The sequence below is a fragment of the Rouxiella badensis genome (assembly GCF_026967515.2).
Taxonomy (GTDB): Bacteria; Pseudomonadota; Gammaproteobacteria; order Enterobacterales; family Enterobacteriaceae; genus Rouxiella; species Rouxiella badensis.
Genome location: NZ_CP114062.1, coordinates 817695 through 842608, shown reverse-complemented (window position 1 = coordinate 842608; position 24914 = coordinate 817695). Strand labels below are relative to the sequence as shown.

The 24914-nt window shown below is 53.6% G+C and carries 25 protein-coding genes; 19 read left to right on the top strand and 6 right to left on the bottom strand.

The genetic code is table 11. The features are described 5' to 3' along the window. Nucleotides 1-8 precede the first annotated feature (8 nt). The 3 genes from O1V65_RS04070 to O1V65_RS04060 are packed head-to-tail and all read left to right on the top strand — an operon-like array spanning nucleotide 9 to nucleotide 2730. Nucleotides 9-929 carry an ABC transporter permease gene (locus O1V65_RS04070; RefSeq protein ID WP_017490156.1) on the top strand — a complete coding sequence of 307 codons (921 nt, stop codon included), beginning with the start codon at nucleotides 9-11 and terminating at the stop codon, nucleotides 927-929. Beyond that, nucleotides 929-1795 (top strand): ABC transporter permease, encoded by an 867-nt coding sequence (locus O1V65_RS04065; protein ID WP_017490155.1) that lies wholly within the window; start codon nucleotides 929-931, stop codon nucleotides 1793-1795. The genes O1V65_RS04070 and O1V65_RS04065 overlap by 1 nt, the downstream gene beginning before the upstream one ends. Next, entirely contained in the window at nucleotides 1792-2730 is a 939-nt protein-coding gene (locus O1V65_RS04060; protein ID WP_269130202.1) for an ROK family protein, read from the top strand. Before O1V65_RS04065 ends, O1V65_RS04060 begins: the two co-directional genes overlap by 4 nt. A 1-nt stretch (nucleotide 2731) precedes the next feature. Here the strand turns inward: O1V65_RS04060 and O1V65_RS04055 are convergent, their stop codons facing one another. Beyond that, complete coding sequence (locus O1V65_RS04055; protein WP_084912493.1) at nucleotides 2732-3100, bottom strand: MerR family transcriptional regulator; 369 nt, start codon at nucleotides 3098-3100, stop codon at nucleotides 2732-2734. Nucleotides 3101-3198: 98 nt separating this feature from the next. Here O1V65_RS04055 and O1V65_RS04050 point away from each other — a divergent pair, with 98 nt between their 5' ends. Continuing rightward, a complete protein-coding gene (locus O1V65_RS04050) occupies nucleotides 3199-3996 on the top strand; it encodes an SDR family NAD(P)-dependent oxidoreductase (protein WP_017490152.1) in 798 nt (265 codons plus the stop codon). 42 nt (nucleotides 3997-4038) lie between these two features. Here O1V65_RS04050 and dapF read toward each other — a convergent pair whose 3' ends face one another. Together dapF and O1V65_RS04040 are read right to left on the bottom strand one after the other, a co-directional pair. Further along, on the bottom strand, nucleotides 4039-4884 hold the full coding sequence (gene dapF / locus O1V65_RS04045; protein WP_084912495.1) for a diaminopimelate epimerase: 846 nt from the start codon (nucleotides 4882-4884) through the stop codon (nucleotides 4039-4041). Nucleotides 4885-4983: 99 nt separating this feature from the next. Further along, complete coding sequence (locus tag O1V65_RS04040) at nucleotides 4984-5853, bottom strand: LysR family transcriptional regulator (protein ID WP_026110299.1); 870 nt, start codon at nucleotides 5851-5853, stop codon at nucleotides 4984-4986. Nucleotides 5854-6052: 199 nt separating this feature from the next. On the opposite strand from O1V65_RS04040, the gene O1V65_RS04035 reads away from it, so the two are divergent. The 9 genes from O1V65_RS04035 to O1V65_RS03995 all read left to right on the top strand — a co-directional run bounded on the left by O1V65_RS04035 (nucleotide 6053) and on the right by O1V65_RS03995 (nucleotide 15513). Further along, nucleotides 6053-6811 (top strand): alpha/beta hydrolase family protein, encoded by a 759-nt coding sequence (locus O1V65_RS04035; RefSeq protein ID WP_269130201.1) that lies wholly within the window; start codon nucleotides 6053-6055, stop codon nucleotides 6809-6811. Then, nucleotides 6811-7962, top strand: coding sequence for an isocitrate/isopropylmalate dehydrogenase family protein (locus O1V65_RS04030; protein WP_017490147.1), 1152 nt, complete (start codon nucleotides 6811-6813; stop codon nucleotides 7960-7962). The genes O1V65_RS04035 and O1V65_RS04030 overlap by 1 nt, the downstream gene beginning before the upstream one ends. A 2-nt stretch (nucleotides 7963-7964) precedes the next feature. Further along, complete coding sequence (locus tag O1V65_RS04025; protein WP_017490146.1) at nucleotides 7965-8843, top strand: DUF6282 family protein; 879 nt, start codon at nucleotides 7965-7967, stop codon at nucleotides 8841-8843. A gap of 58 nt (nucleotides 8844-8901) precedes the next feature. After that, a complete protein-coding gene (locus tag O1V65_RS04020; protein WP_026110296.1) occupies nucleotides 8902-10119 on the top strand; it encodes a multidrug effflux MFS transporter in 1218 nt (405 codons plus the stop codon). A 446-nt stretch (nucleotides 10120-10565) separates the two neighbouring features. Then, complete coding sequence (locus tag O1V65_RS04015; protein ID WP_017490144.1) at nucleotides 10566-11945, top strand: MFS transporter; 1380 nt, start codon at nucleotides 10566-10568, stop codon at nucleotides 11943-11945. A gap of 83 nt (nucleotides 11946-12028) precedes the next feature. After that, nucleotides 12029-13294, top strand: coding sequence for a gallate dioxygenase (locus O1V65_RS04010; RefSeq protein ID WP_269130200.1), 1266 nt, complete (start codon nucleotides 12029-12031; stop codon nucleotides 13292-13294). Next, on the top strand, nucleotides 13291-14121 hold the full coding sequence (locus O1V65_RS04005; protein WP_017490142.1) for an amidohydrolase family protein: 831 nt from the start codon (nucleotides 13291-13293) through the stop codon (nucleotides 14119-14121). The genes O1V65_RS04010 and O1V65_RS04005 overlap by 4 nt, the downstream gene beginning before the upstream one ends. A 9-nt stretch (nucleotides 14122-14130) precedes the next feature. Then, nucleotides 14131-14571 carry a type II 3-dehydroquinate dehydratase gene (gene aroQ / locus O1V65_RS04000; RefSeq protein WP_017490141.1) on the top strand — a complete coding sequence of 147 codons (441 nt, stop codon included), beginning with the start codon at nucleotides 14131-14133 and terminating at the stop codon, nucleotides 14569-14571. Nucleotides 14572-14733: 162 nt separating this feature from the next. Next, nucleotides 14734-15513: a (S)-acetoin forming diacetyl reductase gene (locus tag O1V65_RS03995; RefSeq protein WP_017490139.1), complete on the top strand. Its 780-nt coding sequence runs from the start codon at nucleotides 14734-14736 to the stop codon at nucleotides 15511-15513. Between the two features lie 57 nt (nucleotides 15514-15570). Here O1V65_RS03995 and O1V65_RS03990 read toward each other — a convergent pair whose 3' ends face one another. Beyond that, entirely contained in the window at nucleotides 15571-16455 is an 885-nt protein-coding gene (locus O1V65_RS03990) for an alpha/beta fold hydrolase (RefSeq protein WP_017490138.1), read from the bottom strand. A gap of 3 nt (nucleotides 16456-16458) precedes the next feature. Further along, nucleotides 16459-17526: a sugar phosphate isomerase/epimerase family protein gene (locus O1V65_RS03985; RefSeq protein ID WP_084913062.1), complete on the bottom strand. Its 1068-nt coding sequence runs from the start codon at nucleotides 17524-17526 to the stop codon at nucleotides 16459-16461. 184 nt (nucleotides 17527-17710) lie between these two features. Here O1V65_RS03985 and O1V65_RS03980 point away from each other — a divergent pair, with 184 nt between their 5' ends. The 4 genes from O1V65_RS03980 to O1V65_RS03965 all read left to right on the top strand — a co-directional run bounded on the left by O1V65_RS03980 (nucleotide 17711) and on the right by O1V65_RS03965 (nucleotide 21438). Then, nucleotides 17711-18316 carry a TetR/AcrR family transcriptional regulator gene (locus tag O1V65_RS03980; protein WP_084913065.1) on the top strand — a complete coding sequence of 202 codons (606 nt, stop codon included), beginning with the start codon at nucleotides 17711-17713 and terminating at the stop codon, nucleotides 18314-18316. A 460-nt stretch (nucleotides 18317-18776) separates the two neighbouring features. Beyond that, nucleotides 18777-20000 (top strand): flippase, encoded by a 1224-nt coding sequence (locus O1V65_RS03975; RefSeq protein ID WP_038327550.1) that lies wholly within the window; start codon nucleotides 18777-18779, stop codon nucleotides 19998-20000. Then, entirely contained in the window at nucleotides 20001-20855 is an 855-nt protein-coding gene (locus O1V65_RS03970; protein ID WP_017490134.1) for a glycosyltransferase family 2 protein, read from the top strand. Nucleotides 20856-20919: 64 nt separating this feature from the next. Continuing rightward, a complete protein-coding gene (locus O1V65_RS03965; RefSeq protein ID WP_017490133.1) occupies nucleotides 20920-21438 on the top strand; it encodes an isochorismatase family protein in 519 nt (172 codons plus the stop codon). A 1-nt stretch (nucleotide 21439) separates the two neighbouring features. Here O1V65_RS03965 and O1V65_RS03960 read toward each other — a convergent pair whose 3' ends face one another. Beyond that, nucleotides 21440-22363, bottom strand: coding sequence for a LysR family transcriptional regulator (locus O1V65_RS03960; RefSeq protein WP_017490132.1), 924 nt, complete (start codon nucleotides 22361-22363; stop codon nucleotides 21440-21442). Nucleotides 22364-22465: 102 nt separating this feature from the next. On the opposite strand from O1V65_RS03960, the gene budA reads away from it, so the two are divergent. Continuing rightward, entirely contained in the window at nucleotides 22466-23194 is a 729-nt protein-coding gene (budA, locus tag O1V65_RS03955) for an acetolactate decarboxylase (protein WP_084913061.1), read from the top strand. A gap of 14 nt (nucleotides 23195-23208) precedes the next feature. Next, nucleotides 23209-24897 (top strand): acetolactate synthase AlsS, encoded by a 1689-nt coding sequence (gene alsS / locus O1V65_RS03950; RefSeq protein WP_165429436.1) that lies wholly within the window; start codon nucleotides 23209-23211, stop codon nucleotides 24895-24897. Nucleotides 24898-24914 lie beyond the last annotated feature (17 nt).

The following is a 24914-nucleotide window of genomic DNA, read 5'->3' as shown; positions in this document are numbered from 1 at the left end:
GAAGCGGCATGAAAGCCTATCTAGCCAAAAAACTGCTGGCCTTTCCGGTCATTCTGATTGGCGTATCGCTGCTGATTTTTGTGTCGATCCGCGCACTGCCGGGGGATCCGGCGCGCATGATGGCTGGCCCCGAGGCGACGCAGGAGGCCGTCGATCATATGCGTACGCGCCTTGGACTGGACCTGCCGCTGGTCACCCAGTATGCGCATTTCGCCCGCGACGTGCTGCACGGCAATCTCGGGCTTTCGCTCCAGTCGCAGCAGCCGGTCACCCAGGAGATTGGCGAGCGGCTGCCCTACACGCTGGCGCTGGCGGTGCTGGCCTATTTTCTGGCGATTGTGATTGGGGTTCCGGCGGGCATGATGGGGGCGATTTACCGCAACCGCTGGCCCGATTATGGCGTGATGCTGTTGGCTATTGCGGGTGCGTCGGTGGCGAACTTCTGGCTGGGGCTGATGGCGATGAACACCTTCTCGGTGGAGCTCGGCTGGCTGCCGCTGCTCGGTGCATCGTCATGGAAAAGCTACATTCTGCCGTCGGTCACGCTGGCGGTTTTGCCGATGGCGGTGATGGCAAGGATGACCCGTTCGAGCATGCTCGACGTGCTTTCCGAGGACTATATCCGCACCGCGCGGGCCAAAGGGCTGTCGGCGATGAGCATCTACTGTAGCCATGCGTTTCGCAATGCGCTTATCCCGATTGTCACCATTGTGGCGCTGAACTTCGGCAGCCTGGTCGGTGGCGCGGTGGTCACCGAGTCGGTATTCAACTGGCCGGGCATTGGCCGACTGTTGGTCGACTCCGTGCGCTATCGCGATTATCCGGTCATTCAGGGCGTCGCGCTGGTCGCGGTCTGCGGCGTGGTTATCATGAACCTGCTCGGTGAACTGCTGATAGCCCTGCTCAACCCGAAAATAAGGTTTGAATGATGAGCACCCTAACCGCACTCTCTGCGCGCAAAAAGAGCCGAACTGCCCAGGTGTTTCGCTGGTTATGGCGTCATGCTGGCATCACCTTTGGCGGCGCAATCATTGCCGCTATCGTCATCGCCGGACTGCTTGCACCCTGGATAACCGGCCACGACCCCTACACTCAGGATCTGCTCAATACCCTGCTTTCCCCCTCGGCTGACCATCTGTTCGGCACCGACGACTATGGACGCGACATCTTCGCCCGGGTGATTTACGGCGCGCGTATCTCGATTGTCGAGGTGGTGCTGAGCGTGGGGCTGGCGATGCTGATTGGCATCCCGCTCGGCGTCATTTCGGGGATGGCCGGTCGCTACATTGACCTGGTAATTATGTGGGTGATGGACATGCTGTTTGCGTTTCCCGGTATCGTTCTGGCGATTCTGGTGGTCAGCATTCTGGGCGGCGGTCTGATTAATCTGCTGATCGCTATTTCTTTGTTTGCCATTCCGGTTTATGCACGGCTAAGCCGTAACCTGACGCTCGGCCTCAAGCGCATGGAATACGTAGAGGCAGCGCAGGCGCTGGGCCTGTCGTGGTATCGCATCGTGGTGCACTACATTTTGCGCAATGCCGTTGGGCCTATCATCGTGCAGTCGACGCTGACCGCCGGAACCGTCATTCTCGCCGCCGCCAGCCTGTCATTTCTCGGCCTCGGCGTGCAGCCGCCCATGCCTGAATGGGGTACAATGATGAGTGATGGTCGAAACTTTCTCGGCATTAATATCTATCTCTCGCTGTTCCCGGGTCTGGCAATCATGCTGACCGTGCTCGGTTTTAACGTACTGGGCGATGGGCTGCGCGACTTACTGGACAAGCGTTCATGATGGTAAACACAGGCACTGCGGTTTTTTGTGCCGATATCGGCGGTTCATTTATTAAATTTGGCCTCTCCCGCCAGCAGGGCGAGGTTACCGTATTAGCGAAGGTCGCCACCCCAACCCAGTCCTGGGACGAGTTTGTGCTGGCGATGCAGATGCTGCTGAACGAGCACGGCGCAGAGGTTGCTGCGGATGCCCCGTTGGCCATCTCGACTGCCGGACTGGTTTCGCCACAGTCCGGTGAGGTAATGGCGACCAATATTCCGAGCTTTACCGGGCACAATCTTGCTGCCGAACTCACGCAAATACTCAAACGCAAAGTCAGCGTGGCGAATGACGCCGACTGCTTTGCGCTGGCCGAGGCGCACGTCGGCGAAGGTCAGGGACTGCCGATTGTGGTCGGCATTATTCTCGGCACCGGCGTCGGCGGCGGGCTAGTATTTAACGGACAACTGGTGCGCGGCCACGGCGGCGTCACCGGTGAATGGGGTCATGGGGCGATTACCCGCACCGAGCTGCTGCTGGACAACAAATTGGTCAGAGTGCCTCGTCTGCTCTGCGGTTGCGGTCAGAGCGGATGCCTTGACATGCTCGGCGGCGCCCGTGGCATCGAGCGCCTGCATTTCGAGCTGCACCAGCAAACGCTGACCAGTCATCAGATTATCGAGGGCTGGCAGGCGGGAAGCTTTCAGGCGGTGCAGACCCTCAACGCATGGCTGGCGCTGGTAAGCGAACCTCTTACCCTGATGGTCAACATTCTCGGGGCAACCCGCGTGGTGGTCGGCGGCGGACTTGCCAGCGTCATCCCGCTGATTGCCGCGCTCGACCAGCGAGTGCGTGAGTCTACGCTGCACAAGTATCCGCAGCCGCTGGTGGTCCCCGGAAAATTCGTGAATCAGGGCGGGCTGGTCGGTGCCTCGGTTTTAGGCCGCCAGCGCTGAGTCAAAACGCATCGTCACACGGCTGGCCGACCTTATTCAACGCGTTGATTATCCCCACGCGCAGCTCGGCCAGCGCCCGCTCTTTCTCTTCAATCTGTACCAGCTTGCGTTGCAGGCTGGCCTTCTTCTGTTCGACAGAAAATTGGCTGTCAACCCAGACCGCAAGTACCTCGGCGATTTCACTGAGCGTGAAGCCCAACATTTTTGCATGCTTGATCATCTTCAGCCGCTGCAGGTCAACCGCCGAATAGACTTTATAGTTGTTGCTGCCGTTAGGCTGTGAGGCCTGTTCGAGCAGCCCCTGCCGCTCGTAGTAACGTACCGTATCGCGCGGGACGCCAGCTTTGGCACACAACTCTCCAATGCGCATCGTTCAGCTCTCCGATGAAAGGTTAAAATGGACTTGACCGTAGACCTAAGTCCACGGTTTACCCTGTTTGCAGCATAACCTCAAACAGGAAAACGGGCATGAAATCTTTCAATTATTCAGAAAAAACGGCGCTCATTACTGGAGCATCCTCAGGGATTGGGCTGGAATTTGCCGAACAGCTTGCCGCTCGTGGCGTGAGTCTCGTTCTGGTTGCGCGGACCCAGAACAAGCTGCAAGCGCTGGCCAACAGGCTGACGCAGCAGCATGGCGTGACAACGCGGGTGATTGCACAAGATCTCAGCGCCGTGGACGCCACTGCCACCATCATGGGTCAACTGCATGAAGCCAAAATTTTCCCCGACATTCTGATCAATAACGCCGGTTTTGCCACCTACGGCGTGTTCGATGCGCTTTCTCTGGACCGCCAACGCGAAGAGATTCAACTCAACTGCCTGTCGCCGGTTGAACTGACCCACGCCCTGCTGCCCGCCATGCTAAAACGCGGCGACGGCGCTGTTATCAACGTGGCATCCACTGCCGCCATCCAGCCCGATCCCTACATGGCAATCTATGGCGCAACCAAAGCCTTTTTATTGTCATTCTCCGAGGCGCTGTGGGCCGAGAACCGTCAACGCGGCGTGCGTGTGCTGGCGCTGTGTCCCGGCGCAACGGATACGGCATTTTTCGATGTAGTGAACGCTGAAGAGGCCTCGGTAGGGAAAAGGATGAAGGCCGATGCGGTGGTCAGTCAGGCGCTAAAGGCGCTGGATAAACAGCGTAACTACCTGATAACCGGCTGCAACAACTGGCTGCTTGGCCAGCTGCAAAGATTTGTGACCCGTCGGCGACTGCTGATTATCGCCGAGGGTATCTTGAGGCCTAAGGCTCAACGGTGAAGGGCCACTCTTCGACTCAAGACAGAGTGGCTTTCGACAGGATCAGTTCAAGTCGTAAAAGCAGTCGGCGTCCAGCGTGACGTCGGCGATTTTCTGCACCGGGCCGCGCATATTAACCATAAAGTCTCCCGAGAAGGAGATAGCCAGCTGACCGCCCGGCATGGTGACAGTGACGCGGTCATCCACCAACCCCAGTTTGCGCATCGCACTGGCTGCGGCACAGCTGCTACTGCCAGATGCTAGCGTGTAACCCGCTCCGCGCTCCCAGATACCGATGCTGATATTTTGACGGTCGATAACCTCAACAAACTGTACGTTGGTGCGTTTTGGGAAAATTGCCAGCGTTTCGATTTCCGCGCCCAGCTGATGAACCAGGGCTAAATCGAGCTTTTCGACGCGAATAACGCAGTGCGGATTGCCCATCGAGACCAGCGTCGCGTTCAAGTCATGCCCCGCAACCACCAGCGGCTGGTCGAGCATGTGCTCTCCTTCAACGTGTGCAGGTAGCGCAGAGGGGGTAAATTTCGCCTGCCCCATATCGACGATCACCTGATGCGCGCCTTCTGTCACCTCACAGGTCACCTGCCCACCCAGCGTATTCACCAGGAAAGGCTCATGACCGACTCTTTTTATATCAAACAGATAGCGCGCATAAATACGCAGACCGTTGCCGCTCTTCTCTGCTTCGGAACCATCGGGATTGATGATACGTACGCGCGGCACGTCCTCATCATCGATATCAATCAGTAAACCGTCGGAGCCGATACCGTAATTGCGGTCGCAAATTCGGCCGATCTGTTCGAGAGAAAATTGTGCAGCCACGCTTTGATGACAAACCAGATAGTCGTTGCCCAAACCGTGATAACGATGAAAGAGAGAGGAATGCATAGTCAGCTCTGTTGTGTTCGTGAAGAAATAAATGAAGCGTTTTTGGTTTCTATAAAGAATACACCAGCGTTAACTCGTGCTGCATGAAAAAATGGCGTTTTAGAAATCGTTTAGCGTCGACAGCACGCGGAGTATGAGCGGTTTGGTTTCATTCTTTCTCCAGACAGCGTGGATAGACACCTCGAGCGGGAACCAGGGCAGTTCGGCAATTTCCACGTTGGCAGAGCGGATACGCGCCAGACTTTTTTGTATAAAGGTGAACCCCAGCCCGGCCTCTACGCAGGACAGCGCGGCCAAAGGGCCAGTGACTTCAAGTCGGATATTCGGGGTAAAACCGCTCACCGCACAGGCGTGCAGTAGCCGAATACGCGCTGCCGGGTTTAGGCCCTCCCGGTCGGCAATCCAGGGCTGCCTGTCGAGGGTTTCAGGCGTCGGCAGCAATAAGCGCTTGTTAACGGGCATCGCTAACACAATGGGTTCCGAAAAAACCTTTCTCTGCTCGAATTCATCGCTTTCTTCGGGAGGCGTGTGCAGCAGTGCGAGATCTATCGTTCTGTCGCGTAGGCTTTCAATTTGCTGCTTAGAGCGGAAGGCATGCAGGTGGATATCAACATCCGGTGAACAATCAAGCCGTGCCAGCGTCTCAGGCAGAAGCCTGGAATGAATCGCCGCTTCGACGTAGCCGATATCAAGCCTGCCGGCGAGACCTTTGCCCAGATTTTTCCCTCTGTCCTTCAACCTGTCGTGATGCTTTAAGAACGCCCGAACCTCGCCAAGAAAATCCTTTCCTTCCGACGTTAGCCGCAAGCGCTTTTTCTCCCGGTGGAAGAGTTCAACACCGAGCTCATCCTCAAGCAGTTGTATTTGCCTGCTCAAAGGCGAGGAGGAGATGTGCAGTTTTTCTGCGGCCTGCCCGATATGTTCAAGCTCACCAACGACGGCAAAAGATCGGAGTATTCTTATATCCACAACAATTTAGGTCCCAAGTGTGCCAAAAAATATTATAGCTGATACTCGCGCTTAACACCATGATGTACTACAGCCAACACATTGAATTTAATCAAGTTGGTCAGCGAGAATTTTTCAGTACGTCCAATCAGAAAAAATTGCGCCTGAAATTGGGACCGTTCCCATTTTAGTCGCTCATAACGTAAGGGTGATGTTAGCAATGTTAAGTATAAATGACATTCGTGTTGAGTGTGGGAACCAGGAAGGCCCGAGAGCCATCATGCTTTCTCCGATGATGGCACAGTGGGACGGCGGCGCTTTCTGCCAACCTCTTCTAGATTGGCTGGCCAATGCTGGCTACAGCGTTGCAGTCTACGATACCGTCGGCCTGTGTAAGGGCACAAAAGATCTGCATGAAGCCACCGCAGTCTGGGGTGAGTTTCTGCTCGAACATGAACCCAATATCGACTTGCTGATAGGGCAGGCTTACGGCGGCGCAATCGCTCAGCATCTCCTCGCCAACGAGCTTGCTTATGTTTCCAAATTTATTGGCATCTCGGCGCCGACTTATTGCGACAGTCTGCTGCGTGAAAAACTAAATGGGGTGCTTATCGATCTGAACGAAATCTCTGCGGAAGCGGGCCTGAAAAAACTCCTTTGGTGCATTCGCCCAGATACCGATGACACCCTCCCGCAAGTCGAAGGTCAAGCCCCGATAGGTACTGTTGAAAGACTGGCGACCGGCTTAAAGCAGCTTCAAAGCGCAGATGCACGTCATATTATCGCCGATTATCAGGGCAGCGCCCTCTGGATTTATGGCAGTCATTCCAGACTCGTTAATACAGTCAACATCGTTCCTGCTCAGGGTCGCAGCGACCATCAAAGCGTAAAACTGCCTCATTGTGGCATGCATCCTTTCCGTGACGTTCCGCTTGAGGCCATTAAGGCCGTGGAAACGTTTTTGCAGGAGGCCATGTAATGAAAAAAGTTCTCGTGCTTCCCGGCGATGGCGTGGGTGCCGAAGTTTGTCATGCAGCGCTGCCCGTATTCACGCTGCTGAATTTACCGATTACCCTCGAGTTTGCTCAAATCGGCTGGCAGTGCTGGCAACAAAGTGCCCAGCCCATTCCGGCCCAGACGTGGGAAAAAATTACCCAGTCTGACGCCGTACTGTTGGGTGCAATAACCAGCAAAGGCAAACAGGATGCCGAAGCAGAGTTGACCCCGGCACTTCAGGGACAAGGCCATAAATACGTATCACCGTTAATCGAGATGCGTCAAAAACTCGAACTTTTTGCCAATGTCAGGCCGGTTTACAGCATCAAACCTGGGCAACGCCCCTTCCGCTGCGTCGTTTTACGTGAAAATACCGAGGGGCTTTACTGTGGTCTGGACCGTCGTGGTATTCCCGAGGAGTATCGCAGCTGGGTTACGCACACCAACATTGACCGTTCAGGGCATCAAGATGTCGCCATGAGCGTGCGAATCGTGACGCGCTTTGGCATGGCACGAATCATCCGTTATGCCTTTGAATACGCCAAAACCAATAACTATCCAAGCGTCACTTATGCGGACAAACCCAACGTGCTTCGTGAAAGCGGCCAGTTTGCCAGCGATATTTTTTGGGAGATTGCAGCAGAGTACCCGGACATTCACGCCGAAATTCACAACGCGGATGCCGTTGCGCTTTGGCTGGTACAGCGACCTGAACGGTTCGGGGTTATTGTCGCCGAAAATATGTACGGTGATATTCTTTCCGATCTCGCAGCAGGCGTGATGGGCGGTCTGGGAATAGCCCCTAGCGCCAACATTGGCGCCGAGACGCCTTATTTTGAACCCGTTCACGGCAGCGCGCCGCGCATGGCGAATAGGGGTAAAGCGAATCCCGCCGCGATGTTCCTCACCATTGGCCTGATGCTTGAGCACTTGGGTTTTGGCAACGAAGCAGAAAAAGTCAAACGTGCGGTCACCTGGGTTATCCAGTCTGGCGATACGCTCACCTATGACCTTGGTGGCAACGCTACAACACAGCAAATGGCCGATAAAATCCTTGAATATATCCAAAACGCTGAAGGCAATGAGCAGGGCAATGTCCTTGCTGGCCTGGTTGAAGATTTGGCAGAGGCCTGAAAATGAGTCATGACTTTATAACCTATTGGCGAGACAGAATTTCGTTTCTCGACGTTCATTATCACGTTTCTCCTGACACCTTTATTCGCCGGCATAACGTAATTACGGCGGGCGAAATCTACAAAAATCTCGGCGGTGCCGTGGTTCTCAAAAATCATCTCGGCGATAGCGTTTCCATGGCCGAAACGGCAAGGCTTTGTGGGCTGCCGGTCATGGGTTCGGTGGTGCTCAATCAGGTGGCCGGTGGGCCAACCTGGAGGAGCGTTGAAGAGTCCTTGTGCAAAAGGCAGGCCGAACACAGCGGAAGAATGATTATTCATCTGCCGACGGTAACCGCCGTGCAAAACAAAAATAAGGTTGATCGGACGCTGGCCAACGACTATTGCGCCAAAGCACGCTCGCAGGGTGTTTCAATAAGTGATGAAAACGGCGCATTACATAAGGACGTCATCGAAATCCTCCACCTGGCGCGCGACAATCCAGTGGTTATTTCGAGCGGGCATACCTCCCGCGCGGAAACGCTGACGCTTATCGAGATGGCGGAAAGAATCGGCGTTCCTCGCCTGATGCTCAACCAACCGGCCAATCCGATGACAGGCCTGTCGGCGCAGGATCTCGTCAATCTCTCAGGCGCGGACTGGCTGTTTATCGAACAGACTGCCCTCACCTATCTGCTCGGCTGGCAGACCTGGGAAGACTATAGCCGCGTTCTCAGCGAAGTGCCGAACGTTGTATACAGTTCGGATCTTGGCCAGACCAGCCAAATCGATCTTCCTGAATGGTATGACCAAAGCCTGAAGTGGTTCGAAGAAATGAACCTGTCAGAGGCACGTAGAAATGCCATCTGGTTGGACAATCCCCTGAAAATGCTGAGCCCCTAGCTAAAATAGCCGCCGTGTTAATGCCCAATAACGGCGGCAACACTTATAGAGAATAAATATGAAAGAAGTCATAAGGAATCGTTTCCTGCTAATGTGCGCCGTGGTGATGATGCTGGTGCTCAGTCTCTTTTCGAGCGACATTTTCCTGCCCGCCCTGCCTGACATTGTCCGCCAATTTGGTGTGACCCCGAGTCAGGGCCAACAGATGCTGGGACACTTTCTTCTCGGTGTCGCACTGATGCAGCTGGTTTATGGTCCGCTGTCTGACAGTCTGGGACGTAAGAAGCTGCTGATTTTCGGGACGAGCCTGTTTATCCTTGCGACCTTTGCCATCATCTACGCCCCCAATTTTAAGGATCTGCTGGCCCTTCGTTTGGCGCAGGCCGTTGGCGCAAGCGCGAGTATCGTGCTCGGGCGCGCAATTATTGGTGACCTGTTTAGCAAAGAGGAAGCCGGTAAAATCTTCCTGACTCTTTTCCCCATCGTGGGTATGTCTCCGGCTTTGGCACCGATGATTGGCGGGCAAATCAGCAATCTTTTTGGCTGGCATGCGTGCTTCATTTTCGCCGGGCTTTTTGGCGTAGTGCTGCTGTTTCTGACGCTGACCGCGGTTCCCGAAACGCTCCCCAGGGAAAAACGCAATCCACTGTCCGCCGTTGATGTGATGCAGGGATATATCGCCCTGCTGCTGTCGCGCCGCTTCTGGCACTATGCGTTGATCCCCTGCATTGCCTATGCCGTTTTTTATGCCTATATCGCCGAGTCTCCTTTTTTACTCCTAAAGCAAGGCGTATCAAATAAAGTCATAGGCTTTACCTACCTGAGTCTCTCGCTGACCTATGTCACCGGCAACCTCATCGCGCGCTGGACAATGTCAAAAGGGCTAACGCTGGATAAGGCGTTGGCGACGGGTTACCTGGTTTTTGTGGCAGGCGGCATTGTGATGTTTCTGACCACCCATTTTGCCCCTAATTTCTATATCGGTTCCATTACCGCGATATCAATCATGACATTAGGAAACGGATTTTTGCTTCCTTTAGGTACTAGCGGCGCAGTCACCGCCGTACCCCATAATGCCGGTTCAGCCTCTGGCCTGATGGGTGCGATGCAGATTGGGGCTGCCGCCATCATTGCCGGCATTATCGGGCCGCTCTCAGGCCATAATCCGCAAACCTTTGGGATGATAGTTTTTGTGCTCGCGATTGCCGGTTTCTTCATTTTCCAGACCACCCGTCGGCTGAGTTATCGCGCTGACCTTAACAGGCAGCTGTCCTAAAAAGTAATTCAGTTCAAATAATGGCCGCAAACGCGGCCTTATTTAAACAATAAAAATGTGACCGTAAGACACTTTAAGATGATGGCAGCGGCTTTAAACTTTCTGATTAATATTCCGAGCGAATGATGGTCTTTTTAAACATTTATTTTAATCTTTCAACCCCCAGTTTTAAGCTGAAAATACGCATTAACTTTTAGACACGCGAAAACATCAATATAAATAAAAATCATACCTCCATAACGATTTTATGGCAGACATTGTGCTTTTCAGCCCCTAACGTGGTTGAACGGACACAATATTCATACAGCACAAGATATTGTTTAATATATAAAATTATTTTTATAAGCCGTCACTCTCTGCATGGATGCATCGATATAAAAACGAGAATATTTTTTGAAAGTTTTAATCCGATCACATATTAATAAAAAAAATAGAGAGCGTACCCCATGAGTCAGAACAGTATTGTCGATGTAAAAGCCTGGATAGATTCTCGATCTATTTCGGGTTATCAATGGCTGATTTTATCACTGTGTTTCATCATTATTATGTTTGACGGCTATGACGCCGCAGTGATGGGCTTTATTGCACCGGCACTCATGGATGATTGGGGTATGGGTCGAGGTGCAATGGGGCCAATTCTCGGCGCGGCCATGTTTGGCGTCGCCATCGGCGCACTGGTTGCCGGTCCTTATGCCGACCGCTTCGGAAGAAAACGCATTCTGCTGATTTCCATCCTGTGCTTTGCGGTGTTTAGCATGATGAGCACCTTCGCTCGCACGCCGATGGAAATGGGTATTCTCCGCTTCCTGACCGGCTTAGGTCTGGGTGCCGTCATGCCTAATACCGTCACGCTGGTTTCCGAATACATGCCGGAACGCCGCCGCAGCCTGATGATAACCGTGATGTATAGCGGCTTTAACATCGGCTCCGGACTCGGTGGGTTTATTGCCGCAGGTCTGCTGCCGCACTTTGGCTGGAAATCGGTGCTGTTCCTCGGCGGTATCGTGCCGCTCGTTATGCTGCCTGTGCTGCTGTGGATCCTGCCTGAATCTGCGATGTACATGGTGGTGCGCAACGTTGCCAAAGAGAAGATTGAAAAAGTACTGCGTCGTGCAGGCGGGGTATTCTCAAGCGAAACCAAATTTGTTCTTAAAGCGCCCGTTATCCAGCAGAAAGCCAAGGTGTTCCAGCTGTTCACTCAAGGCTACGCGAAAGGCACGCTGGTGCTGTGGTTAACCTATTTTATGGGCCTGTTCGTTATCTATCTGCTGAACGGCTGGCTACCAACGATTATGCGTAACAGTGGGTTCACGATGGAGCGTGCCGCTATCGTCGCCGGTCTTTTCCAGCTCGGCGGCACCTTTGGTGGCCTGATGGTCGGCGGACTGATGGACCGTTTCAAAGCGCGTCGCGTCATTGCCCTGTTCTATCTCATCGGCATGACCTGCCTGCTGTCGCAGGGCATCGGTAACTTTGGTGCCAACACGCTGGCGGTCTTGGTGTTCTTTAGCGGCGTATGTATTAACGGCGCACAGACTGGATTGCAGGCTTTCTCTCCGGCATTTTATCCGACCGAGATGCGTGCAACCGGCGTTTGCTGGATGCACGGCGTAGGCCGCACCGGGGCGATTATCAGCTCGTCCACCGGCGGTATTTTGCTTGGCCTGTTCTCGGGTCAAAACGTGATTTTCCTGGTTCTGGCCGTCCCGGCGCTGTTGGCTGGCCTGAGTATTTTGATGCACCGTGCGGCGCATCCGGTCGAAATGATCAAAGGTATCGACCTTAATGATATTCCGGAGCTGTCACGCACCATGAATGTTCGTTAATCTTTGATAAAAGATTCATTGATTGAAATTTTTGAAGGAAAATTCCTTCTACCCTTTTAACTGATGCAGTAGAGGCAAACAGTATGGCTAGAATTATCGGCGGATTGGCGGTATCTCATACCCCAACCATTGGTTTTGCGGTTGACCACAACAAGCAAAATGAAAGCGCTTGGTCGCCTATCTTTGAAAGCTTTGCTCCCATGCAAAAATGGCTGGACGAGAAAAAACCAGACGTACTGATCTATGTGTTTAACGACCATGTCACCTCTTTCTTCTTCGATCACTATTCTGCCTTCACGCTGGGCATTGATGATAGCTATGAAGTGGCGGACGAAGGCGGTGGCCCGCGCGATATTCCTGCCGTAAAAGGCCACGCCGCACTGTCGCAGCACATCGGTGCAAGCCTGATGGCCGATGAGTTCGATATGTCATTCTTTATGGACAAACCGCTGGATCACGGCCTGTTCTCTCCGCTGTCGGCGCTAATGCCGCACACGGAAAACGGATGGCCGACGCAGATTGTTCCCCTACAGATTGGCGTGTTGCAGTTCCCTATTCCGACCGCGCGCCGCTGCTATAAGCTGGGCCAGGCACTGCGCCGCGCGGTAGAAAGCTTCCCGGAAGACCTGAAAGTGGCAATCGTTGCCACCGGCGGCGTATCTCACCAGGTTCACGGCGAGCGTTGCGGATTTAACAATCCAGAGTGGGACGAGCAGTTTGTTGACATGCTGGTTAACGATCCGGAACGTCTGACCGAAATGACCATCGCCGAATACGCGACGCTGAGCGGCATGGAAGGTTCGGAAGAGATCATGTGGTTGGTCATGCGTGGCGCACTGTCTGCCAACGTCGAGAAACTGCACCATGCGTACTATCTGCCGTCGATGACGGGGATTGCAACCCTGGTGCTCGAGAACAAATCTCGCGAAGCCCCGGTCGACGTGCACCAGCGTCAGCGCGACAAAATTGCCCTGCAAATGGCCGGCGTTGAGAAGCTTGAAGGCACCTATCCGTTTACCCAGGCGCGTAGCCTGAAAGCGTTACGTATCAACCGTTTCCTGCATCGTCTGATTCAGCCTGCGTGGCGTGAGCGCTTCCTGAGCGGACAGCAGGCGATGTTTGATGAAAACAAACTGACAACCGATGAACAATCGATGATCCGCAGCCTCGACTGGCGTTCAATGATTCAGTACGGTGTCAGCTTCTTCCTGCTGGAGAAACTGGGTGCAGTGGTCGGCGTATCTAACCTGCACATTTACTCTGCTATGCGCGGCCAGACGCTGGAAGAGTTCCAGAAAACACGTAACCAGCAGGTTCTTTATTCTGTTGCGGGGAAAGCCAAGGCATGAGTATTTTCGACCAGCCTAAAATAGACACGCACCACCACGTTTTTGATCCGATCAATTTTCCCTATATTGCGGATACGGCTTATCGCCCAGAGGGGCATGAGATTGGTACGGTGGAATATTATCAGTCGGTGATGCAGGCCTATAACATCCGTCATTCGCTGATAGTGGGGCCAACTTCCGGCTATAACACCGACAGTCGCTGTCTGCTGGACGCCCTTGAAAAAGGCAATGGCCGTTTTCGCGGTATTGCGGTGGTGCCTTTTGACAGCAGCCTTGAAAGGCTAGCCGAATTGAAACAGGCCGGCGTCGTCGGTATCGCACTTAATGTCGCGATGCTCGGAGTCGATCCTTTTATCGCCTTCGACGATATGATGGGCAAACTTGCCGAGCTCAACATGTTTGCCGCCATTCAGGTTCAGGATGACCAGCTTTTGGCGTTGATGCCCATGCTGGCGCGCAGCAGAACCAAACTGCTGTTTGACCACTCTGGTCGCCCTGATGTGAGCGCAGGTTTGCAGCAACCGGCCTTCCAGTCGCTGCTCTCGCTCGGCGACAGCGGCCGCTGCTGGGTCAAACTGTCTGGATTGTCCAAGTTCAGCCGTCAGCCCTTCCCTTACGGCGACGGTCATGCCTATCAGCACGCGCTGCTTGAGGCATTTGGTGCTGACCAGTGCATGTGGGGTTCTGACTGGCCGTTCCTGCGCGCCGAGCACCGTATGGACCTGGGCACGTTATTGATGCTGGTAGAGCGTCTTTTCCCTGATGAAAATACGCAGAGAAAAATCATGTGGGAAACGCCGAAAAGGCTGTTTGGATTTAAGGATTAAGGAAAAAGAATGCAGCGTAAAATTGTGGTACTGAACGGATGTAATCTCAACCTGCTCGGCACTCGCGAGCCTGAAACTTACGGTCGCGATACTCTGGCCGACATCGAAGCACTCTGCCGCAAGACGGGTGAAGAATGTGAGGTGGAGATTGAGTTCTTCCAGACCAACTTTGAAGGTGAAATGATTGAGAAGATTCAGTCATGCCGTGGCAACACCAGCGCACTGGTGCTCAACGCCGCCGCCTGGACCCATACCTCGGTGGCGATTCGTGATGCCGTGACCGCTATTGATGTGCCGCTGTTTGAGGTGCATATCACCAACGTTCACAAGCGTGATGCGTTCCGCCATCACTCCTTCCTGTCCGATGTGTCAGTGGGTGTTATTTGTGGTTTTGGTATTCAGGGTTACGAATACGCGATCAGAAAAGCCGCTTTACTCACTAAAAGTTAATCAAGATCAATAAAAAGCCAATCTTCGTTAACAACAATTGAACATCCGTCCCGAGAGGCGTACACCTGACCTGAGCTCCCGCAACGGCAAAGAGCATGAGAACTCTTTGCACTGCGCGTAGCACCTGAACAAGAGACTCATTCTTAACAGAGGACAGGCTGTATGTCTAACCATGGAAAAGTAGCTTTGGTAACGGGTGGCGGCCAGGGTATCGGCCGTGCAATTGCACTGCGTTTGGCGAAAGACGGTTTTGCGGTCGCCGTTGTCGACTTCAACGGCGAAACCGCTAAAAAGGTAGCAGAAGAAATCAATCAATCCGGTGGCAGAGCGATTGCTCAACTGGCGGATGTCTCGGATCGCGATCAGGTATTCTCTGCGGTGGAAGCCGCAAAACAGCAGTTGGGCGGCTTTGACGTCATCGTCAATAATGCGGGCATCGCCCCCACCACCCTAATTGAAGATATTACGCCTGAAATCGTCGACAAAGTTTATAACATCAACGTCAAAGGCGTTATCTGGGGCATTCAGGCGGCGGTTAGCGCGTTTAAATCCCTCGGACACGGTGGAAAAATCATCAACGCCTGCTCTCAGGCGGGCCACGTCGGGAATCCCGAACTCGCCATCTACAGCTCAAGCAAATTTGCGGTGCGCGGCCTGACCCAAACGGCAGCACGCGACTTGGCTCCGCTCGGCATTACCGTCAACGGCTACTGCCCCGGCATTGTGAAAACGCCGATGTGGGAAGAGATCGACCGTCAGGTGTCTAAAGCGGCAGGAAAACCTGTTGGCTACGGAACGCAGGAGTTTGCGAAAAACATCACCCTCAAACGCCTTTCCGAACCGGAAGACGTGGCTGGCTGCGTGTCCTATCTCGCCGGTCCTGACTCCGACTACATGACCGGCCAGTCGCTGCTTATCGACGGTGGCATGGTCTTTAACTGATTAATGCTCACCTGTGAGCCTGTCTGCCGTTGCGGCAGGCAGGCTTTTTTAGGGTGTTTAAAGGCTTTCCCGCAATAAAAATGGCGTTATCAGCGCACAAAAATCCTCGGGACACTCCTCGGTAATAAAATGCCCGCAGTCGCTTACCATCGCGCTTTCAAGCATTGGTGCGACCTTCTGCATCGTCTCAAACGGCGCATTGCGCGTCGCATGGGAGGCTCCGATGGCCAGAACCGGCATGGCTAACGGCGTCAATGCGCGTTTCTGATTCTGGCGAATCGTTTTCGGAATGGCACGATAATAGTTAAATCCGGCGTGTAGCCTGCCCGGCGCGCTGTAGGCCTTAACGTACTCCTCCGCCGCCACCCTGTTACGTTGCCACGACCATTTATCAAAGATATAGCCCAGATACTGCGCCTCGCGCCCCTGAGTCAGCGCCTCGGGTAAATCGGCTAGCTGGTTGAACATGAAATGCCAAAGGAACAAATTCTCTTCACCACTGACGAAGATTTCAGGTGCGGGCGCTAATCCGGGGATAACCGCCTCAGTCAGCACCATTCGTTGCACCGCATCAGGAAAGTCAGCCCCCATTGCGTACCCTACCCACATGCCGATATCGTGACCGATGAGTGAGTAACGCGCGTGACCGAGATGCTGCATCAGCTGATTGAGCAGCGCGGCAATATTGCCGGTATCGTACCCGCCACACGGCGGACTCGACTCACCGGTGCCGGGAGAGTCGACGGCGACGGCGGTGAATCCCGCCTGCGCGAGGTGTTTCATTACGTCGCGCCACGTATACCAGGTCTGCGGCCAGCCGGGAATCAACAGCACCGCAGGGCCTCGCCCTTGCGTCACGTAGTGCAGACGGCGATGACCCACCGTCAAATAGTGATGCTGTTTGGCTGCCTGTTGTGCACAAAAATAGTCTTGAGTTTCCATGCTTTACGCCTTCTGTCCGTTTATGCCCAACAGCTGTTGCAGCTGCTTAACGCTCACCGGTGCGGCGGCAAAGTCATCGAACACTTTTTCCGTTACATGAAGGATATGTTGGCGAATAAATTCAGCGCCTTCGCGTGCACCATCGTATTGATTTTTCAAACAGCATTCCCACTCAAGCGTCGCCCACCCGGCATAGTCGTTTTGCGCTAATTTGCTGAAAATACCTTTGAAATCAACCTGACCGTCGCCCGTTGAACGGAAGCGACCCGCGCGATTGATCCATGACTGGTAGCCGCCGTACATCCCTTGACGGCCGCTTGGCGTGAATTCAGCATCCTTAACGTGAAACATGCGGATAACGTCTTTGTAGATATCCAGGTAATCCAGATAGTTAAGCTGTTGAAGCACAAAATGACTGGGGTCAAAAAGGATGTTGCAACGCGGGTGGTTACCGGTCCGCTCAAGGAACATTTCAAATGACACGCCGTCATGCAGGTCTTCACCGGGATGAATTTCATAACACAGATTAACGCCCTGCTGGTCACAGGCGTCGAGCACCGGTAACCAGCGGCGAGTCAATTCGTCAAATGCCGCTTCAACCAACCCTTCCGGGCGCTGCGGGAAAGGAAAGATATACGGCCACGCCAGCGAGCCTGAGAAGGTGCCCATCTCGGTCAATCCGAGGCGTGACGAAGCTTTGGCGGCGGCCAAAAGCTGCCCTTTCGCCCATTCGGTTCTCGCAGCCGGATTCCCGCGCAGCGACGCGGGCGCCAGGTTGTCACACAGCGATTCATAGGCAGGATGAACGGCCATCAGCTGGCCAAAAATATGCGTCGTCAATTCGCTAATGACCAGTCCCTCTTCCGCCAGCATGCCACGGATATCGTCACAATAGCTCTGGCTTTCGGCAGCGACGTTGACGTCAAAGAGGCGTGTATCCCACGCCGGAATTTGCAGCGCTTTAAAGCCATTCTCGGCCGCCCATTTTGCAAGAGTCGGCAGGCTGTTGAAAGGCGCGAGGTCATCACTAAATTGTGCCAGATGCAGGCTGGGTCCTTTTATGGTTCTCATCGTGTTACCCTATTGTTTGTCGATTGACAAACAATAGGGGCGATCGACACCCTTTGCCAAGCCTTTTACGCGAACTGAGCACAAATGGCTTAGTGTAGAAAGCCAGACACTCCTGATTTTGAATGTTATTTTTTGGCGTCTGGCGGATAATAATCCATAAAATTTGCATCAATGAGAGAGCATGATGGCCGGAAGACCGAGAGAATTTGACCGCGATACCGCGCTGAACGACGCCCGAGACTTATTCTGGCGCTGCGGCTATGAGGGCACGTCGATGTCAAGTCTGGTTGCGACACTGGGCATCGCATCGGCACGCATTTATAAGGCCTTCGGCTCAAAGGAGCAGCTGTTTCGGGAAGCCGTTGCGCATTATGAGGAAAACGAAGGCGGATTCGCTGAACGCGCACTCAGGGAGCCGGACATTACCCACGCTATCTCCCGCTTGCTGGAGGACGCCGTACTGCTGTACACCGCCCAGCCGCTTCACCTTGGCTGTATGGTGGTCTCTTCCACCAGCGGACTTAGCGATGAGAATCAGTCTCTCGCCGAGTGGCTTTCACAGCAGCGCAATCAAAGAACGCAGGGCATTATCGACAGATTCCGTCGGGCGGCACAGGAAGGGCAACTCTCCGCCGACGCCTCGGCAGACCTGCTGGGAAACTATTTTGCTACCGTCCTGCACGGCCTGTCTGTTCAGGCGCGCGACGGCGTGAGTCGAAACGACTTATCGCAGGTGATTGCCCTGTCGCTGAGGCTTTTAGAGACCGCGAGGTCAGTGCCAGACCGCTGAAAGTAGTTAGAATAAACATAGATTTTTTCGTTCGTTGTCATTTATGCCGCCATCATAAAAACTCCGCTCATTAAATAATAATCAAGGTGCGGCAATGACAACACAATCCCTCCCACAGCCTGAATATAGCCGCAATATGCGGCTGATTGGGCACAGGGTGTCACAGGGGTTTTTCCATCATCGACGCACGTGCTTTTCAGTGCACTGGCGTCGTTTTTCCTCCCTCCACTGCGCACGTTTGCTGTTCAATCGCCGAGGGCATTTTCTCGTCCTTCCAGAAGGCATCACCTATCCTAGGTATCTGATTAAAAAAGTTGAACCTTGAAAAAACTGAGGTAATAGGGCTACACTGCCAAGGTCAATTTTGTGACGGGGATCGGCTATTGCCCACGTTAATTGAAGGTAAGTGTCAGGAACGCATGATAACTATTTTGGGAGTGCCTTTTCAGTGAACAAAACCATGGTCAAAAATATATTATCGCTCTTTATGATACAGGGAGCCGGATATATTTTACCCCTTATCACACTCCCCTATCTGGTAAGAGTGCTAGGACCTAGTGAATACGGTGTACTCGGATTCTCGTTAGCCTTCGTCCAATATTTCACCCTTCTCGTCCAATACGGTTTTGATCTCTCCGCCACCAATAAAATAGCCATTCATAAAGACGATAAAACGCTGGTCAGTCAGGTGTTTTGGGGAGTGCTGTTTTGTAAAACCATTTTAGTCATCCTTGGCGCGCTGCTGATGGTGGCGATCCTGCTTCTTGTGCCCGGCCTCAAAGATTACAGCACGGTCATTATTGTTTCTTACACCTCGGTTGTCGGCGCGGCCTACGTTCCCTCCTGGCTGTTTCAGGGCAAGGAAAAGATGGGCTGGATGGCAATCTCGAATATATTGGCCAAAATTGTCACCATCCCGCTGATCTTTATTTTCGTGAGTTCTCCGGCTGATACCTGGATTGTGGCCCTGATTACCGGTGCAGGATTCATTCTGGGCTCTCTGTTTAGCTTCTACATGATTTATCGCGAGAAGTGGATTGAATGGACCCGTCCGACCCTTGGGCAGCTCAAAGAACTTATTCAGGACGGGCGCTATATCTTCCTGTCGAATATTGCGGGCAGCCTTTACGTCAACAGTATCCCGGTATTTCTGGGATTTGCCGCAGGGCCAGTTACCGTAGGCTACTATGTGGCAGCAGACAGGATCCGCCAGGCGATACAGGGTTTGATGAGCCCGGTGACCAGCGTGTTCTACCCTAGAATAAGCTCGCTGATGTCGATTGATAAGGCCAAAGGCCTGAGAATGATTCGGCTATTGCTGGTCGGACAAAACGCGGTCGCGCTGCTGATGACGCTGTTGCTGATGATTTTCTCCCATCAAATCATTGATCTCTTTTACGGTAAGACCTATCACGAATCGATTTCTATCCTGGTGCTGCTCGCCCCGCTTATTTTCTTTATCAGCGTGAGCACGGTATTAGGGGTACAGGGGATGTTAATTATTGGGATGAGAAAAGAGTTTAGCCAGATACTCTGGTTGGGTGCGATACTCAATACTGTGATTATTTTCCCATTAATATGGTTGGCAAGCGCAGACGGTGCGGCTATTTCGGTGCTGGTCACCGAGGCGCTGGTTGCGATTTTGATTGTATCCAAAACCAAGTCCATATGGAGACGTTCTTAAATGTCTGATGAACAGAATATAGTTAATTCAACCCCATTGGCCGGGGTCGTGGTTTGGTACAATCCTACAGAAAAAGAAGTCGACAATATTCGCAGCTATGTCGGCTTCCTGAAAAACCTCTACGTGATCGACAATTCGGCGAATGATAATTCAGCCCTGCTCAGCTCGCTTAATCAGAATGACGGGCATATTCAGTACATCCCGAATCTTGATAACCTGGGCATCGCCACCGCGTTAAATAAGGGCTGTAAACGCGCTATCGAACAAGGTTATGACTGGATATTGACCATGGATCAAGACTCCAGTTTTGATCCCGTCGAGATGAGCAAGTTTATTGCCTCATTCGAAAGCAAAAAGATTGAAGACCCGAGTATTGCGCTCTTCACGCCGTGGACTAATGAATTTCATCCCATCGGCTACGCGACGCGGGTCATCACCTCAGGCAACCTCCTCAATCTCACCGCCTATCAACAGATTGGCGGCTTCGATGACAAATTATTCATCGACGAAGTGGACCACGACCTGTGCTACAAGCTGACCCAGTTTAACTACAAGATTTATACCTTCGATAACGCACGGATGCAGCACAAAATCGGTGACGCGAAGTCGCACGCTTTCCTGTTCCCCCGCCGACTCCTGGTGATGCACCACGGTGCCGTCAGAAAGTATTACATCATCCGTAACCGCTTCCTGCTGCGCGAACGTTTCCCTGATTTCACTCGCGATTATGCCAAGTTCAATATCATGTTACTGCTCGGCGTTATCTTCTTTGAGAAACAAAAGTGGCTGAAATTACGTTACATGTTCAAAGGCTACTGCGACTACAAAAGAAACCGACTGGGCCGTATGCGATAGATTTGCCGACAGAAAACAACGCGCCGGAATACCTATCCCGGCGTAAACTTCAGTTAGGAGTCCAATGAACACCCTCATCGTTGTCGATATGCAAAACGGCGTTTTTGCGACCCCGCGCTTTCAGGCTCAAGAGAAAATTCAGAAGATAAACGCCTTGATTGCTGCCGCAGACAGAGTGATTTTCATCCAGCACGAGTGTGACGGCATGATGGAGGGGAGCCAAAACTATGCGCTACTGCCTGATGTTTTGACCCCCAAAGAGGTCTTTTACGTCAAAAAAACCGCCTGTGACGCGTTTTCACACACCTCTTTGGCCAGCCTGCTGAAAGAACTTTCGGAGCAGGCGTTTACTATTTGCGGTTGCGCGTCAGACTACTGCCTGGACAGCACCATCAAATCGGGCTGCGCCGCAGGGTATCGCATCACCGCCGTAGCAGATGCGCACACCACGTCGGAAAGAAAATGGGTTTCCGCCGAGGCGCTGATCAATCAGCATAATGAAGTTTGGGAAAACTTTGACCAACCAGGCAATCCAATTCTGGTAAAACCCACCGCCCAGGTGCTGACAGAATGGCAATCCTGACTCAAAAATGATCGCTTACCGAGCTCGTCATGCCCTCAACTCCCCGCGCTGAGGTAATCAAATTCAGCAAATGCTGAGCCGATTTGCACTGCGAGGTCCGCCGCCATGCCAGCGCGACCTGCGTGGTGATCCGTTGGTTCGAGACAGGCAGGCAGCGGACGTTATCGGCATCGATTTTACTTAACGAGGCCGGTACCAGCGCATAGCCAAAACCGGTCGCCACCATGCTCAGCGACGAAGCAATCTGCGGGCACTGCTGGCCCAGATTCGGCGTGAAGCCTGCGTCTTCACAGGCCGCAATCACCGCATCGTACAGTCCTGGCGACAGATCGCGGGGAAAAGTTATCAGGGTTTCATTACGTAGCTCACCCAGTGAAACGCTCGCCCCCCGGCTCAACGGATGCATCTTGGGCAGCGCAACCATCATCTCCTCGTTATCAATCACCCGCAGGTTAAATTCCTTGCTGCGCTCGCACGGCAAACGAATAAACGCCAAATCGATGGTGCCCTCACTCAGCGCAGTCATGAGTGCTGACATGTCCTTTTCCTGAGGCTCCAGCTTCACGCCGGGATATTTGTCGCGATAGTGATGCAACAGCGAGAAGACCTGCGGATTAAACGCCGACGAGCTGGCAAAGCCGATGCGTAAGAAGCCGTTCATACCTCGCGCCACGCTGCGGGTGCGCTCCAGGGCGGCATCGGAGAGTTTAAGGATAATCCGCGCGTCCTCATACAGCACTTGACCGGCCTCGGTTAGCTCAACGCCGCGCGTTAAACGCCTCAGTAATGACGTACCCACTTCATGCTCAAGCCGTTGAATTTGCTGACTCAAAGGGGGCTGCGAGATGCCGAGGCGTTCCGCTGCCCGGGTAAAATTAGTTGTCTCTGCTACGGCAACAAAGTAACGCAGATGACGAAGTTCCATATTAAAAACGTCTCAAAGTGAACACCTCTTCATATTGGAACTCAGGGCGGAATGGAGTCAACCTTTAGTTAATCTTGTTAATGGATTTTCCGGAGCCCCCGTATGAGCAACCTTTCTGTTTCACGTTCCAATGTCCTCTATCAGGCTTCTTTGATGAGCGCCCTACTCAGCGGCGTCTATGAAGGCGATACCACCATGGCGCAGCTGCGCGAGCACGGTGACTTCGGCCTTGGCACTTTCAACAAACTCGACGGCGAGCTGATCGCCTTCGACGGCAACATCTTCCAACTGCGCGGAGACGGCACTGCGAGACGCGCCACGTCCGACCAAAAAACGCCGTTTGCAACGATGACATTCTTTAACCCCACTAATGAATACAAAATAGACTGTCCGCATACCCGTGAAGAGATTCATCAGGTCATCGATAAGGTCATCGCCAGTCAGAACAGCTTCTGCGCCCTGCGCATTGACGGCGAATTTAGCCGTGTCGATACCCGCACCGTACCGGAACAGCATCGTCCCTATAAACCGATGCTTGAGGCGGTGAAACAACAGCCCACCTTTCACATCGAGAACAATCGCGGCGTGCTGATCGGTTTTCTAACCCCGGAATACATGCAGGGCATCAACGTTGCGGGCTATCACGAACACTTTATCAACGAGGCGCGCAGCAGCGGCGGTCACGTGCTGGACTATCAGGTCGAGCGCGGCACGCTGAAGTTTGGCACCGTTGAAAAGCTGATGATCGACTTCCCATGGGATACCGATTTCCTCAATGCCAACCTCTCGCCAGAGAACCTGCAGGAAGCCATTCGGGCCGTTGAGAGTTAACAGGAGCGATAAAAATGAAAGAATCAAACAGCAGTATCGATAAAAACGATGAATGGAAATGCGGCGCGGACCTGGTCGTCGCTCAGCTCGAAGCACAGGGCGTCAAGCACGTCTTCGGCATTCCCGGGGCCAAAATAGACCGCGTCTTTGATTCGCTGGTCGACTCGAAAATCGACACCGTCGTGGTCCGCCACGAAGCCAACGCCGCGTTTATGGCCGCTGCGGTCGGACGCCTCACCGGCAAGGCGGGCGTGGCGTTAGTCACCTCCGGTCCGGGTTGCTCTAATCTAATCACCGGCGTGGCCACCGCCAACTCTGAAGGTGACCCGATGGTGGCGTTGGGCGGTGCGGTGAAACGCGCCGACCACCTGAAACAGGTGCATCAGACGATGGACACCGTGTCGATGTTCAAACCGGTCACCAAATATTCGGCCGAGGCTATCTCCTCCTCCGCGCTGGCAGAGGTAGTTTCCAACGGTTTTCGCGCCGCCGAATTCGGCCGTCCTGGGGCCGCATTTATCAGCCTGCCGATGGACCTTATCAATAAGCCGACGCGGGGCAAGCTGCTGGCCTCCTATTCGCCAACCCTTGGCAGCGCGCCGCACAGCGCCATTCTTGAAGTCTCTAAATTACTGGAGAAAGCCAAGAATCCAGTCTTGCTATTAGGTCTGATGGCCAGTCAGCCCCCTAACGCCGAGGCAATTCGCCGTCTGCTGCATAAAGGCGACCTGCCAGTCACCAGCACTTATCAGGCGGCAGGGGTTATTGACCAGGCTTCATTCCACCGTTTCGCGGGCCGCGTTGGACTATTTAACAATCAGGCCGGTGACCGCCTGCTGCGCAACGCCGATCTGGTGATCACTATTGGCTACAGCCCGGTCGAGTACGAACCTGCCCAGTGGAGCAACGGCACGGCCAAACTGGTACACATCGACGTGACGCCCGCCGAGACCGACAGCCTGTATCAACCTGAAATCGAGCTGGTCGGCGACATCGCCGCCACCGTGGACCTGCTAACGGAGCAGGTAAAACAGCAGATTGCGCTGAGCCCGGCAGCCATCGATATCCTTGAGGAACGCCGTTTACAGCGGCAGTTGCTGGATCAGAAAGGCCGCAGCCTGAATCAGTTTGCCATTCACCCGCTGCGGCTGGTGCGCGCGATGCAGGACATCGTCAACAGCGACGTGACCCTGTGCGTGGACATGGGCAGCTTTCATATCTGGATTGCACGCTATCTTTACAGCTTCCGTGCGCGTCAGGTACTTATCTCCAACGGCCAGCAAACGATGGGTGTCGCACTGCCTTGGGCGATTGGTGCGGCGCTGGTCGAGCCTGGCCGCAAGGTGGTGTCGGTATCCGGTGACGGCGGTTTCATGCAGTCAAGCATGGAGTTGGAAACCGCGGTACGACTGGGCGTGAATCTGCTGCATATCATCTGGGTCGATCAGGCCTATAACATGGTGGCGATTCAGGAAGAGAAAAAATATCATCGCACTTCTGGTATCGAATTTGGGCCGATTGACTTCAAGGCCTACGCCGACGCCTTTGGGGCCAAGGGTTTTGCGGTAACCTCCGCCGATTCGCTGGAGCGCACCCTGCGCGCCGCGATGGACGTCCAAGGTCCGGCGGTGGTGGCTATTCCGGTCGACTACAGTGATAACGCGCTGCTGATGAGCCAGTTGAACATGAACGAGATTTTCTAAAACGCTCCGCCAGACGC

What these genes read in the sequence shown, in the direction of transcription:
- O1V65_RS04070 (WP_017490156.1), top strand. Translation starts at nt 9, where the DNA reads ATGAAAGCCTATCTAGCCAAAAAACTGCTGGCCTTTCCGGTCATTCTG.
- O1V65_RS04065 (WP_017490155.1), top strand. Translation starts at nt 929, where the DNA reads ATGAGCACCCTAACCGCACTCTCTGCGCGCAAAAAGAGCCGAACTGCC.
- O1V65_RS04060 (WP_269130202.1), top strand. Translation starts at nt 1,792, where the DNA reads ATGATGGTAAACACAGGCACTGCGGTTTTTTGTGCCGATATCGGCGGT.
- O1V65_RS04055 (WP_084912493.1), bottom strand. Translation starts at nt 3,100, where the DNA reads ATGCGCATTGGAGAGTTGTGTGCCAAAGCTGGCGTCCCGCGCGATACG.
- O1V65_RS04050 (WP_017490152.1), top strand. Translation starts at nt 3,199, where the DNA reads ATGAAATCTTTCAATTATTCAGAAAAAACGGCGCTCATTACTGGAGCA.
- dapF (WP_084912495.1), bottom strand. Translation starts at nt 4,884, where the DNA reads ATGCATTCCTCTCTCTTTCATCGTTATCACGGTTTGGGCAACGACTAT.
- O1V65_RS04035 (WP_269130201.1), top strand. Translation starts at nt 6,053, where the DNA reads ATGTTAAGTATAAATGACATTCGTGTTGAGTGTGGGAACCAGGAAGGC.
- O1V65_RS04030 (WP_017490147.1), top strand. Translation starts at nt 6,811, where the DNA reads ATGAAAAAAGTTCTCGTGCTTCCCGGCGATGGCGTGGGTGCCGAAGTT.
- O1V65_RS04025 (WP_017490146.1), top strand. Translation starts at nt 7,965, where the DNA reads ATGAGTCATGACTTTATAACCTATTGGCGAGACAGAATTTCGTTTCTC.
- O1V65_RS04020 (WP_026110296.1), top strand. Translation starts at nt 8,902, where the DNA reads ATGAAAGAAGTCATAAGGAATCGTTTCCTGCTAATGTGCGCCGTGGTG.
- O1V65_RS04015 (WP_017490144.1), top strand. Translation starts at nt 10,566, where the DNA reads ATGAGTCAGAACAGTATTGTCGATGTAAAAGCCTGGATAGATTCTCGA.
- O1V65_RS04010 (WP_269130200.1), top strand. Translation starts at nt 12,029, where the DNA reads ATGGCTAGAATTATCGGCGGATTGGCGGTATCTCATACCCCAACCATT.
- O1V65_RS04005 (WP_017490142.1), top strand. Translation starts at nt 13,291, where the DNA reads ATGAGTATTTTCGACCAGCCTAAAATAGACACGCACCACCACGTTTTT.
- aroQ (WP_017490141.1), top strand. Translation starts at nt 14,131, where the DNA reads ATGCAGCGTAAAATTGTGGTACTGAACGGATGTAATCTCAACCTGCTC.
- O1V65_RS03995 (WP_017490139.1), top strand. Translation starts at nt 14,734, where the DNA reads ATGTCTAACCATGGAAAAGTAGCTTTGGTAACGGGTGGCGGCCAGGGT.
- O1V65_RS03990 (WP_017490138.1), bottom strand. Translation starts at nt 16,455, where the DNA reads ATGGAAACTCAAGACTATTTTTGTGCACAACAGGCAGCCAAACAGCAT.
- O1V65_RS03985 (WP_084913062.1), bottom strand. Translation starts at nt 17,526, where the DNA reads ATGAGAACCATAAAAGGACCCAGCCTGCATCTGGCACAATTTAGTGAT.
- O1V65_RS03980 (WP_084913065.1), top strand. Translation starts at nt 17,711, where the DNA reads ATGGCCGGAAGACCGAGAGAATTTGACCGCGATACCGCGCTGAACGAC.
- O1V65_RS03975 (WP_038327550.1), top strand. Translation starts at nt 18,777, where the DNA reads ATGGTCAAAAATATATTATCGCTCTTTATGATACAGGGAGCCGGATAT.
- O1V65_RS03970 (WP_017490134.1), top strand. Translation starts at nt 20,001, where the DNA reads ATGTCTGATGAACAGAATATAGTTAATTCAACCCCATTGGCCGGGGTC.
- O1V65_RS03965 (WP_017490133.1), top strand. Translation starts at nt 20,920, where the DNA reads ATGAACACCCTCATCGTTGTCGATATGCAAAACGGCGTTTTTGCGACC.
- O1V65_RS03960 (WP_017490132.1), bottom strand. Translation starts at nt 22,363, where the DNA reads ATGGAACTTCGTCATCTGCGTTACTTTGTTGCCGTAGCAGAGACAACT.
- budA (WP_084913061.1), top strand. Translation starts at nt 22,466, where the DNA reads ATGAGCAACCTTTCTGTTTCACGTTCCAATGTCCTCTATCAGGCTTCT.
- alsS (WP_165429436.1), top strand. Translation starts at nt 23,209, where the DNA reads ATGAAAGAATCAAACAGCAGTATCGATAAAAACGATGAATGGAAATGC.